Source organism: Arthrobacter sp. 05L45_2, from assembly GCF_056397525.1.
In genome coordinates this window covers 1-11,254 of record NZ_JBFTNO010000089.1, presented here as the reverse complement: position 1 = coordinate 11,254, position 11,254 = coordinate 1, and the positions used below count along the sequence as shown (strand labels likewise).

The following is an 11,254-nucleotide window of genomic DNA, read 5'->3' as shown; positions in this document are numbered from 1 at the left end:
GCCCCACATCTCGGCGACGACGGCGGCCTCGATGGTCCGGGCCAGGCTGGCCTGGGAAAGGTGCCCCAGGACCTGTTCCACTTCGCGTGTGCCGTGCGGCAGCCAGCGGGACTTGCCGGAGGTCAGAAGCAGCTGCTCTTCCTCCAGCTTGAACGTCAGAACGTCCAGGAGTTCACGCTCCCGCCACAGCAGGGCGGAAAGTTCGTGGATGGCCATGGTCCGTGCGGCTCCCTTAAATGTGCGAATAATGCGGACGACTCGTGTGCTGGTGAGGCGGGGTATGCATCGTGCGGACGATGCGGCCTTCAGCAGGGTTCGTACAAACTATCGGCAGGGTTTCCGTACCCGTTAGTAGGAATAAGCCTGATAGCAGGCGGAAAATTCACGGTGGAGAAACCTGAAAAGAATTTTGGATTTCTCCTTACCTCGGCGTCCCGGATGGCGATARCTACTSCTGAAGGCCCACGGATGGGCCATCGCTTACAGTCCCAAATCACGGAGGAAATACCATGGGCTTCGTTATCAACAACAACCTCGCGGCAAACAACTCTTACCGCAGCCTCAACAACACCCAGACCGATCTCTCCAAGTCCCTGGAGAAGCTGTCCACCGGCCTGCGCATCAACCGCGCCGGCGATGACGCAGCAGGCCTGTCCATCTCCGAGGGCCTGAAGTCGCAGGTCACCGGTTCGGCCCAGGCCGCCCGCAACGCCCAGGACGGCATCTCGGTCATCCAGACCGCTGAAGGCGCCCTGACCGAAGTCCACTCCATCCTGCAGCGCGTGCGTGACCTGTCCRTCCAGGCGGCCAACGACTCGAACAACGGTGCCGCCCGTTCGGCAATCGGCAAGGAAGTTACCGCACTTGGTGACGAGTTGGACCGTATGAGCGCCGCGACGAACTTCAATGGCATCTCCCTGCTTTCCGGTGCCACTTCCGGCAACGGCGCGGGCAAGATGGTTTTCCAGGTTGGCGCAGGTACTGACCCAACCAGCAACCAGATCACCGTTTCGACCAATTCCGCTGGCATGGACGTCAAGGCAATCGCCACCGCGGTCAAGGCATTGGACTTCACTGACGCTGGGACCTCGGCGACGGCCATTGGCACGGTGGACACGAACATCGCCAACGTCTCAGCCTCTCGCGCAGACCTGGGTGCCGCCCAGAACCGCCTCGAGCACACGATCAAGTCGCTGAACGTTGCCGGTGAGAACCTGCAGGCCGCTCAGTCCCGCATCGCCGACGTCGACATGGCTCAGGAAATGGTCAAGTTCACCAAGGCCAACATCCTGTCCCAGGCCGGCACCGCAATGCTGGCCCAGGCAAACCAGTCCAGCCAGGGCGTTCTTTCGCTCCTGCGCTAGGCCTGACCCGGCAGTCAGGCAGTCCTGAGCGCCCGGCTGCCACCCTGATCGGACGAAGAGACACCCCCGATCATCACACTGCGGAAGGGCCGGACGATGGCAAAACCATCGTCCGGCCCTTACGTGCAACACCGATGCTGCGAAAACAGCAGCACCAACGAATGTTCTTGATAGCTAAGGAGAGGCAGCGATGGGAATCTCACTCGACGGACTGGCCAGCGGGCTCGACACCACCGCCCTCATCAGCTCCATCATGCAGTCCGAGGCCCTCCCGCAGACGCTGCTCAAGAACAAGTCCTACGACATCCAGTCCATGGTGTCCGCGCTCCAGGGGCTCAACGGCAAGGTAGCCACGCTGGCGACGCAGGCCGCAGCCGCGGCCAAACCCGGGGCCCTTGACCTGACCACCGCGGCCACGACCAGTGACAAGGTCACGGCCACCACCACCGCGGCCGCAACAGCCGGTTCCATCGACTTCCAGGTCACCAAGCTGGCGCAGACCCAGGTCACGGTGACGCCCAAGGTCAACGCCGTAACCGGCTGGCCCTACACCACCATGACGATTAACAGCGGCGGCAAGGATTACACGATCACCCCCGCGTCCAACAACCTCGACGACGTCGTGACCGCCGTCAACGCTGCCGGCGCCGGCGTGACGGCAACCAAAGTGGACGTGGGCGGCGGAGATTTCCGTCTCCAGTTCACCGCCACCAAATCCGGCAGCGCGGGTGCGTTCACCATCACCGACCCCGGCACCACGTTTACCGACGTCAAGGCTGCCCAGGACGCGGAGATCTCGCTTTGGCCAGGGACCACGGCCGCCCAGACGGTGACGTCGGCGACGAACACCTTCACCAATCTCCTCCCCGGCGTCACCATCACCGCCAAGGATCTGACCCCCGCTCCCGTGACCCTCACCGTCTCCCGGGACGATGCCGGCATCACGAAGGTTGCCTCGGACCTGGTGGACGGCGTGAACGGGATCTTCGCGCTGGTGGCCAGCAAGAGCGCCGTCAGCACCACCACGAACACCAGTGGCACCACCACCTCCGCGGGGGTCTTCGCCGGGGACAGCACCGTGCGCTCGGTCAACCAGAACATCCTCTCCGCTGCGTCGCTGCCGGTCGGCACACCGCCCCGGTCGCCTTCGGAAATTGGCATCAGCATCACCAAGACCGGCACCATGGAGTTCGACGCCACCAAGTTCGGCTCCGCCCTGGCCGCCGACCCGGCCGGTACCGCTGCCAAGGTGCAGGAACTCGCCGGCCGGATCAACGCCGCCGCCACCGCCGCGTCGGACAAATACACGGGCACACTCACCACCCAGATCACCGGGCAGCAGTCCGAGGTCCGTGACCTGGCGGACCGGATCAGCGATTGGGATACCCGCCTGGCCTCCCGGCAGGCAAYGTTGAAAAGCACGTACTCGGCCCTTGAGGTGGCGATGAGCAACATGAAAGCCCAGCAGACCTGGCTCACGTCCCAGCTGGCTGGCCTCTCCGGCGGGAGCGCCAAGTAATGACCAGTTCGCCCTTCAACTCCGGTGGCTACGGCGGCGCCGCCCAGCGCAACCAGTACCTTGCAGACTCGGTTCTCTCCGCGCCCCCGGCCCGCCTCCTGACCATGCTGTACGACCGGCTCCTGCTGGATCTCGGCCGCGCCGAAACGGCCCAGCAGGCCGCCAACTGGCCCGTCGCCTCGGAGAACCTCCTGCACGGCCAGGCCATCATCGCCGAACTGATTTCATCGCTCAAGACCGATGCCTGGGACGGTGCGGACGGGCTGCTGGGCCTCTACAACTACGCCTTCACGGCCCTCGTCAACGCCAATATCCAGCGGGACGCGGGGCTGACCCGGGAAGCGATCGACCTGCTCGAGCCGCTTCGGCAGGCGTGGCACGAGGCCGCGGCGGCGATCCCTGCCGCCCAGCCCCCCGCGGCGCCGGCACCGGCGTCGTCCGCCTTCGCCTCAGCCGGCGCGTGGGCGTCGGCTCCAGGCAACGCCAACGGGAGCCTCGGTTTTGGCTGAGTCGGTTCCCCTGGTAGACCACGCCGCGGAGGAACCGTCCTCGGGTGATTCCGCCCTCGCTGCGTGGTCCCTTGTACTGGACGTGCTGGAGATGGCCGTGAACGCCGCGGAGAAGACACTCAAGGACCCGCTGGGACCCCTGTCCGCCCCGGAACAGCCCGTGGCCGCGCTCCCGGTGGAACGCTGGTCCCCGCCGTCACACCTCCGTCCCCTGCCGCCGGCGGCGCGGCGCAGGGCGATGGCCCTCTCAGCAGCCCAGGAGCGGGTGGCGCGGCGCCTGGAAATGGCAAAACAGGACGTAGCCCGGCAACTGCACGCCGTGAGTTCGGTTCCCGGCGTCGGCACGCCCTCGGGCGCCATCTACCTCGACGTCAACGGCTGAATCCGCCCGGATTTCCGCCGTCGTACGGCACTTTTGCAGCCGCTGCCACGGCCCGCTAAAAAACGCCAACAAACGTTTCACAATTTCTCCTAACGCGGCGCTGAACAGTGCCGATAACCACAGTAAGAGCACGGATCGCTCATTTATCGGCCACGGATCGGCCACCCCACAAATCCCCAGGCAGGACTCTGTGCTCGAATCCGTGACTTCCGCAGCCCTGGCCAGCGCCATGGACGGGCTGGCGCTGCGCCAACGCACCATCGCGAACAACATCGCGAACGTCAACACGCCGAACTACCATGCGCAGCGTGTCAGCTTCGAAGATGCCCTGGCGGCGTCCGTGCAGTCCGGTGACGGTCACGTTGAGGCCACGACGGCGGGATCGCTGGAGCCCACCCAGCTCAACGGCAACAACGTCAACCTGGACACGGAAACCCTTTCGAACATTGACACCGTGCTGCGCTTCCAGTTCGCTGCACGGGCCATCGGCGGGGAATTCAGCGCCGTCCGCGCGGCAATGAGGACCAGCTAATGACCTTCGACGCAATCGGTATCGCCGGCTCGGCCCTGACCGTGCACCGCAAGTGGCTTGACGCCGTCTCGGACAACCTCGCCAACATGAACAACGCCTCCCGCACCAGCGGTCCCGCGTTCCGCGCCAAGTACGTGGAGGCGACCGAGGGCGCGAACGGGACCGGCGTGTACGTCAAAAGCACCCCGCTCGGCAGCGGCGCCGGCCGGATCGTCTACCAGCCGGACCACCCCCTGGCCGACGCCAACGGCAACGTGAAATACCCGGACATCGACATGGCCGAGCAGATGGGCGCCCTGATCATCGCCCAGCGTGGTTACCAGGCCAATGCCCAGGTTGTGGACCGAGCCCGCGAGACCTACCTCGCCGCCCTTGAGATTGGAAAATCCTGATGCCTGTATCCCCGATCGCACCGGTCCAGGGCGTCCTCCCCACCGATTACCTGTCCGGGGCCTCGTCCGTGGCCGCCACGGACGGCTCCGGCTTCGCCACGTCCCTCACCGGCGCCGTGGACAACCTCCAGCAGTTGCAGTCGACGTCGAAACAGCTCGCTGTCTCTGCCGTGACCGGCAACCTCGACGACATCCACAACGCCACCATCGCGGCGAGCCGGGCCCAGATCACCCTGGAGCTGGTCGCCACCGTCCGCAACAAGGGCGTTGACGCCTTCAACGAGATCATGAGGATGCAGGCCTGATGCCTCCGCAGATTACTGTCTTCTTCCAGCGCTTCGGCGCCGGCCTCAAAGGCTTCACCACCGGCCAGCGCACGCTGGCCGTTATTGGTGCCGCGCTGCTGGTGGTCGGAATTGTGGCGCTCTCCGCCTGGCTGACCCGGCCCGCCCTGACGCCGTTGTTCTCCGGCCTCAAGAGCGCCGACGCGAGCGGAATCGTGGACCAGCTCAAAAAGGACAATGTCCCCTACGAGCTCAGCGACGGCGGGGCCACCATCCTCGTCCCGCAGGAAAAGGTCTACGACGAGCGGCTCAAGGCTGCGGCCGCGGGCCTGCCGACCGCCGCCGCCACGGGCTACTCGCTGCTGGACAAAATGGGCGTCACGTCCTCTGAATTCCAGCAGTCCGTCACCTACAAGCGTGCCCTCGAAGGTGAACTGGCCAGCACCATCTCCGCCATGGACGGCGTCAAGACCGCTGCGGTCCGGCTTGCCATCCCGGAAAAGACGGTCTTCGTCTCCAAGACCCCGGACACCACCGCGTCCGTTTTCATCGAGACGGCGCCCGGCGTCACCCTGACCGGTGACAAGGTGCAGGCCATCGTGCACCTGACGTCCGCGGCGATCGAGAACCTCAAGCCCGCCAACGTCTCCGTGGTGGACTCGCAGGGCAACGTCCTCTCCACCGTTGGCGGCGGCGCCGCCGGATCCTCGTCCAAGCAGGCCGCCGACTACCAGCAGCGCACCGGCGACGCCGTCCGCGCCGTCCTGGACCGCGTGGTGGGCCCGGGCAACTCCACCGTGGCCGTCGCCGCGGATGTCACCGGCGAATCCGCGCAGCAAAAGAGCGAAACCTTCTCCAACACCCCCGGCGCCCTGCCGCTGAGCGAATCGTCCAAGAGCGAAAAGTACAGCGGCGGTGCAGGTGGTGCCGCAGGCGTCCTCGGCCCGGACAACATCGCCGTCCCCGGCGGCACCAGCGGCAACGGCACCTTCGACTCCACGACGGCGACCAAGAACAACGCGGTCAACAAGGTCACCGAGGACCGGGTCATCCCGCCGGGCGCGATCAAGCGCCAGACCATCTCGGTGGCCGTCAGCCAGGCGGCTGCGGGCGGGCTGAACGTCGGCTCGCTCACGGCCCTGGTCACCTCCGCCGCCGGCGTCGACAAGGCCCGCGGCGACGTCGTCACGGTCGAAGTTATTCCGTTCAGCACCGCTGCGGCGGACCAGGCCAAGGCCTCGCTCGACGCGGCCAAGGCAGATCTTGACGCGCAGAAGCAGCAGGCGTTCTTCGCCACCCTGATTACCGCCGGGAGTATCCTGCTGGGACTGCTGATCCTGGCGCTGGTCATCATCGTGATCCTGCGCCGCCGTCAGAAGCGCGAGCCCGTCGACCTCGGCGAACGCCTGGACCTGCTCCCGCCGGTCCCCGCGGTCGCGGCCTTCGACCACGCCCCTGCGACGTCCGCGATCCCGCTGGCAGCGCTCCCGCTGCAGCCGCTGCCCGCACCGCCCCTGGAGGTGCTCGAGGCCGAACGCCGGATGCAGGAGATCGACAACATGGTCGCCGCCAACCCGGAAAAAGCAGCGGACTACCTCCGCGGCCTCATGGATGACAGGCAGCCGGTATGAAACTTGCCGACGCGACCCTCACCGGAACCCAGCGCGCCGCCGTCGTCCTGATGCAGATGAGCCCGCCCAACGCGGCGCGGGTGATGGCACAGTTCACCGACGCCGAGGCGGAGGAAATCGCCGCCGAAATCGTCCGGCTCCGCAAGGTGGACCCCGAAGTCGCCGAACAGATCATGAAGGACTTCCACGAGGCCGCCCTGAGCAGCCCAAGGCAGGCCCGCGGCGGCCGGGAGCTCGCCGAAGGCCTGTTGGAGGCCTCCTTCGGATCGGAGAAGGCGGCCGGGCTGATCAACCGGCTGACCGTGAACATGGCGGGGAAGTCCTTTGAATTCCTCGAAGACATCGAACCGGTGCAGATCCTGGCGCTGATCGACGGCGAACTGCCGCAGACCATCGCCCTGGTCCTGGCCCACCTCAGCCCCCGCAAGGCCTCCGCCGTGATGGCCGGGCTCCCCGGCTCGCTCCGGGCCGACGTCGCGCTCAGCATCGCCACGATGGGTTCCGGCGCGCCCGAGGCGATCGGCATCGTCGCGGACACCCTGAAGCTCCGTGGCGGCGCCGCCGTCTCGCAGCAGGCCTCCAAGGTGGTGGGCGGCATCCAGCCGCTGCTGGAAATCATCAACCGCACCGACGCCGGGACCGAACGCTCGGTCCTGGACGGCCTAGACCTGCTCGATCCGGACCTTGCCGTGGAAATCCGCGCGCAGATGGTGACGTTTGACGACATCGTCAAGCTCGAACGCCGCGACGTGCAGCTGGTGCTCCGCGGCCTGGACGCGTCCGTGCTGGCCGTGGCCATGAAGGGTGCCTCCGAACCGGTGCTGGAAACCATCACCACCAACGTCTCCGGCCGCAACCTCGAGATCCTCGAATCCGAGATCGCGGCCCTGGGTCCGCTGCGCGCCTCCCAGATCGAGGAGGCGCGGGCCGCCGTCGTCCGTTCCATCCGCGAGCTCGAGGCCGAGGGCCAGATCACCATCCAGCGCGGGGACGAAGAAGACTATGTCTACTGACCCGACAGCCGTCGGGAGCCCGCCCGCGCGCATCATCTTCCCCTCGCTGCGCTCCAGCGGGCCGGCCAGCGAGCAGGCCGGCTACACCGAGGGCCATGCTGCCGGCTACGCCGCGGGTGTCCGGGCCGCCGCGAAGGAACAGCGGCGCTGGCGTGACCGGATGGCCGCCGAACAGGCTGCCTCACTGGCCGCCGGGCAGCAGGACCTGGACCGTGCGGTCCGTGCCCTGGCCGTGGCCCGGACCGACTTCGCACACCGCAACGTCCAGGCCCTGCACGACGCCGAGGAAGTCCTCGCCCGCACGGCGCTGGAGCTCGCCGAGGCGATCCTGGGCTACGAACTGGCCGAGGGAACCCGGACCGCCCGTGCCGCCCTGGCCCGTGCCCTGTCGGGTAATGACGCCGCCGCGGTGCTGGCCATCCGGCTGCACCCCGCCGACATCGACGTGCTCACAAAGGAAGGCCAGGACACCCCGGCCGGCCTCCCGCTGCTCGCGGACCCGTCCCTGCAGCGCGGCGACGCCAAGGTCGAATACCAGCAGGGGTGGCTCGACGCCAGCCTCGGCACCGCCCTGGCCCGAGCGAAGGCTGCCCTGCTGGGGGACCAGCAGGGGTCCACGGACACCGACGGCGGCCGGCCATGATCGCGCAGTGGCGCCCGAAGCGCGACGACTTCGCCGCCGCCCTCGCCGCCGCGGCGCCACAGCGCGTCGGCACCGTCACCTCCGTGATGGGCCTGGGCCTGGAGGTGTCCGGCCTGGACTGCGCACTCGGAGAYCTCGTCACCGTGGGTGAAAACCCCGGGCTCGACGCCGAGGTAGTGGCCGCCCTCGACGGCGCCGTGCGCTGCATGCCGCTGGGACGCCTCGCCGGCGTCGCCGCTGGCGACCCCGTCCGCGCCAAGGGCGGCACCGTCCTGGTGCCCACCGGCGCCGGGCTCTTCGGCCGCGTCATCGACGGCCTGGGCCGCCCGATCGACGGCAAGGGCCCGCTGGTCAGCGGCCCCCGCGTGCCGATCGACAATGAAGCCCCCAACGCCATGAAACGCGCCCGGATCGACACCCCGCTGCAGACCGGCGTCCGCGTGCTGGACACCATGACCACCCTGGGCAAGGGCCAGCGGATGGGGCTGTTCGCCGGCTCCGGTGTTGGAAAGTCCTCGCTGCTGTCCATGATCGCCCGCGGCACCGACGCCGAGGTCTCCGTGATCGCCCTGGTGGGGGAGCGCGGCCGCGAAGTCCGCGAATTCCTCGAGGACGACCTCGGACCGGTTGGACTGGCGCGCTCCGTGGTCGTCGTCGCCACCTCCGACGAGCCCGCCCTAATGCGTATGCGCGCCGCCTTCACCGCCACCCGCATCGCCGAATCGTTCCGCGACCAGGGCCAGGACGTCGTCCTGATGATGGACTCGCTGACCCGCGTGGCCATGGCCCAGCGCGAGATCGGCCTCTCCGCCGGCGAGCCGCCCGCCACCCGCGGCTACCCGCCGTCGACCTTCTCCATCCTCGCGCGGCTGCTGGAACGTGCAGGCACCGCCGAAACCGGTTCCGTGACCGGCATCTACACAGTGCTGGTGGATGGGGATGACCACAACGAACCCATTGCCGACGCCGCCCGGTCCATCTTGGACGGCCACGTGGTGCTGGACCGGAAACTCGCCGTCACCGGGCACTTCCCGTCGGTGGACGTCCTGGGCTCCGTCTCCCGCGTCGCCACGAAAGTCAACGCCCGGCAGCACCTCGACGCGGCGTCCACGCTGCGCAGGGTTCTCGCCGCCCGCAAGTCCGCCCAGGACCTGATCGACGTCGGCGCCTACCAGGCCGGGACCAACCCTCTGGTGGATGCTGCACTGGCCCACGAGGATTCCGTCAGCGGTTTCCTCCAGCAGCCGATGGACGAGTCCACCCCCCACCCCGAGTCCTGGCGCCAGCTGGACCACCTCACTTCGATCTTGGGAGCCGCGGCATGAGCCGGCAATTTTCGCTCGCGGGGCTGCTGCGCCTCCGCCAGATCCAGCAGGACCAGGCCGCGTCCGGGCTCGCCCGTGCCCGGTCCCGGTCCAGCTCCGTCCGGGCCCGGGAAGCCTCCGCGCGCCGCCAGCTCTCCGCCGCCGACGATGACATTGTCAGCTCCGCGTCGCTGCGCGCCGTCGCCGCGTCCCGCTCCGCATCGCACAGCATGCTCGCGGACCTGCAGAACCTGGCCCGCGTCGCGGAGACGGACGAGGCCGCTGCCCGTGACGAATTCATCGCCGCGCGGACCCGGTCCGTGGGGCTTGAAAAGCTCCAGGCCCGGCACAACGCCGAGGTGAACACCGCCGAGCTGCGGGCAGAACAGTCCACGCTGGACGAAATCTCCTCGACGATCTGGCACCGGGATGAACAGCAGGTCCGCTCATGAGCATGACCGAAGCACTGGGCCGGATGCAGGGCATCCAGTCGATGATCGCTGAACTCACCCGTCCCGCGCAGGCCGAGAGCAGCGCCGCGGCGCTGAAGTCCGCGGCGACGGCGTCCCTCGCGACCGGGACAGGCACCGGCGACGCCGGTTCCTTCACCGACGCACTCACCGCCGCCCTCGGCGGCGGCACCGCGACCTCCGGAACTGACTCCTCAACGCTCGCCGGGGGCCTGGGACTGGGCGGCACCACCGGCCTTGACGCCTTGGCCGGCCTCGCCGCACCCGCTTCCCTTGCCATCACCGGGTCCGTTCCGGCGGGCACCGCGACCGGAACCGACGTGGTGGCCATGGCCAAGAAGTACATCGGSGTGCCSTACGTCTGGGGCGGSACCAACCCKGCCACCGGGATGGAYTGCTCCGGCTTCACGCAGCGGGTCTTCAAGGACCTCGGCGTTGAACTGCCCCGCGTGGTCAGCGACCAAATGAAGCAGGGGACCCCGGTCGCGTCCCTCGCCGAGGCCAAACCCGGGGACCTGCTGGTGAGCTTCGGCGGGAACCACATTTCCATCTACCTCGGCAACGGCAAGGCCATCGATGCCCCCGTCCCGGGCAAGACCATCCAGATTCGCGACGCGTGGGAGCAGCAGTCCAACCTCACGTCCATCCGGCGGATCGTTCCCGCGGGCGGCGCCTCGTGAAGGGCATGGCTGCGATGGACGTGGCGTCCGCGCTCGCCGCCCAGCCTGCGCAGGCCCGCGGTACCCAGCAGGGGGGCCGTGCCCGGTCCGACGGCTCTGCTGCCGGCGCCGGGAGCTTCAGGTCCGTCCTTGGCGAGGCCGTGACCCAGGAGGCGGCGTCCGCGCCGCCATCGGGTTCGTCCGCGGCCAGGGCTGCCAAGCCTGCGTCCGACAGCAAGGGCTCCAAGGCTCCGGCGCACCCTGACGAGCCTACGCAGGACAGCCCGGTTGCCGCGGCGCCCGTGGCTGTGGCCCCCGCTGCCGGGTCTCACGCCGCCGTTCCGGCTTTTGCCGGCGCCGCCGCGGTCCCTGCCGGCGATGCCGGGATCCTGGCAGCCTCCGCACAATTTGCCGCAGCCGTGACCACGACGGCGGCTCCCTCCCCGGGCACCGGCCAGGCGGCACCTGCGGCCGCTCCCGCGCCGGTGCCGGCGCAGCAGCCGGCGCTCACCCCGCAGCTGGCCAAGCCGTTGTTCACGCTCGCCGGTGCAC

The 11,254-nt window shown here is 68.3% G+C and carries 14 protein-coding genes and 1 pseudogene; 14 read left to right on the top strand and 1 reads right to left on the bottom strand.

Annotated features, from left to right (window positions below; all coding sequences use genetic code 11):
* On the bottom strand, positions 1–216 hold a 216-nt coding region (flgN, locus tag AC1DHD_RS08905; RefSeq protein ID WP_476879363.1), incomplete at its 3' end, for a flagellar export chaperone FlgN.
* Positions 217–509: 293 nt separating this feature from the next.
* Between flgN and AC1DHD_RS08900 the strand changes: the two genes are divergently transcribed.
* From AC1DHD_RS08900 to AC1DHD_RS08835, 14 genes and pseudogenes are all read left to right on the top strand, one after another.
* Positions 510–1,364, top strand: a complete 855-nt coding sequence (locus AC1DHD_RS08900; protein ID WP_476879362.1) for a flagellin N-terminal helical domain-containing protein — start codon at positions 510–512, stop codon at positions 1,362–1,364.
* Between the two features lie 190 nt (positions 1,365–1,554).
* Entirely contained in the window at positions 1,555–2,883 is a 1,329-nt protein-coding gene (gene fliD / locus AC1DHD_RS08895) for a flagellar filament capping protein FliD (RefSeq protein ID WP_476879361.1), read from the top strand.
* The gene (fliS, locus tag AC1DHD_RS08890) at positions 2,883–3,392 is read left to right on the top strand and encodes a flagellar export chaperone FliS (RefSeq protein WP_476879360.1); all 510 of its coding nucleotides are present in this window, start codon (positions 2,883–2,885) and stop codon (positions 3,390–3,392) included. Before fliD ends, fliS begins: the two co-directional genes overlap by 1 nt.
* Positions 3,385–3,774 carry a hypothetical protein gene (locus AC1DHD_RS08885; RefSeq protein ID WP_476879359.1) on the top strand — a complete coding sequence of 130 codons (390 nt, stop codon included), beginning with the start codon at positions 3,385–3,387 and terminating at the stop codon, positions 3,772–3,774. The genes fliS and AC1DHD_RS08885 overlap by 8 nt, the downstream gene beginning before the upstream one ends.
* A gap of 190 nt (positions 3,775–3,964) precedes the next feature.
* Positions 3,965–4,306 (top strand): flagellar basal body rod protein FlgB, encoded by a 342-nt coding sequence (flgB, locus tag AC1DHD_RS08880; RefSeq protein WP_476879358.1) that lies wholly within the window; start codon positions 3,965–3,967, stop codon positions 4,304–4,306.
* Positions 4,306–4,698 carry a flagellar basal body rod protein FlgC gene (locus AC1DHD_RS08875; protein ID WP_476879357.1) on the top strand — a complete coding sequence of 131 codons (393 nt, stop codon included), beginning with the start codon at positions 4,306–4,308 and terminating at the stop codon, positions 4,696–4,698. Before flgB ends, AC1DHD_RS08875 begins: the two co-directional genes overlap by 1 nt.
* On the top strand, positions 4,698–5,003 hold the full coding sequence (gene fliE / locus AC1DHD_RS08870) for a flagellar hook-basal body complex protein FliE (protein WP_476879356.1): 306 nt from the start codon (positions 4,698–4,700) through the stop codon (positions 5,001–5,003). Before AC1DHD_RS08875 ends, fliE begins: the two co-directional genes overlap by 1 nt.
* On the top strand, positions 5,003–6,613 hold the full coding sequence (fliF, locus tag AC1DHD_RS08865) for a flagellar basal-body MS-ring/collar protein FliF (protein ID WP_476879355.1): 1,611 nt from the start codon (positions 5,003–5,005) through the stop codon (positions 6,611–6,613). Before fliE ends, fliF begins: the two co-directional genes overlap by 1 nt.
* Positions 6,610–7,626 carry a flagellar motor switch protein FliG gene (gene fliG, locus AC1DHD_RS08860; RefSeq protein WP_476879354.1) on the top strand — a complete coding sequence of 339 codons (1,017 nt, stop codon included), beginning with the start codon at positions 6,610–6,612 and terminating at the stop codon, positions 7,624–7,626. Before fliF ends, fliG begins: the two co-directional genes overlap by 4 nt.
* Positions 7,616–8,269 (top strand): FliH/SctL family protein, encoded by a 654-nt coding sequence (locus tag AC1DHD_RS08855; protein ID WP_476879353.1) that lies wholly within the window; start codon positions 7,616–7,618, stop codon positions 8,267–8,269. The genes fliG and AC1DHD_RS08855 overlap by 11 nt, the downstream gene beginning before the upstream one ends.
* A complete protein-coding gene (locus tag AC1DHD_RS08850) occupies positions 8,266–9,594 on the top strand; it encodes a FliI/YscN family ATPase (protein WP_476879352.1) in 1,329 nt (442 codons plus the stop codon). Before AC1DHD_RS08855 ends, AC1DHD_RS08850 begins: the two co-directional genes overlap by 4 nt.
* A complete protein-coding gene (locus AC1DHD_RS08845; RefSeq protein ID WP_476879351.1) occupies positions 9,591–10,025 on the top strand; it encodes a flagellar FliJ family protein in 435 nt (144 codons plus the stop codon). The genes AC1DHD_RS08850 and AC1DHD_RS08845 overlap by 4 nt, the downstream gene beginning before the upstream one ends.
* 2 nt (positions 10,026–10,027) lie before the next feature.
* The gene (locus AC1DHD_RS08840) at positions 10,028–10,723 is read left to right on the top strand and encodes a C40 family peptidase (RefSeq protein ID WP_476879350.1); all 696 of its coding nucleotides are present in this window, start codon (positions 10,028–10,030) and stop codon (positions 10,721–10,723) included.
* Between the two features lie 5 nt (positions 10,724–10,728).
* Positions 10,729–11,254 (top strand): annotated as a pseudogene (locus AC1DHD_RS08835) (hypothetical protein); the annotation flags it as partial.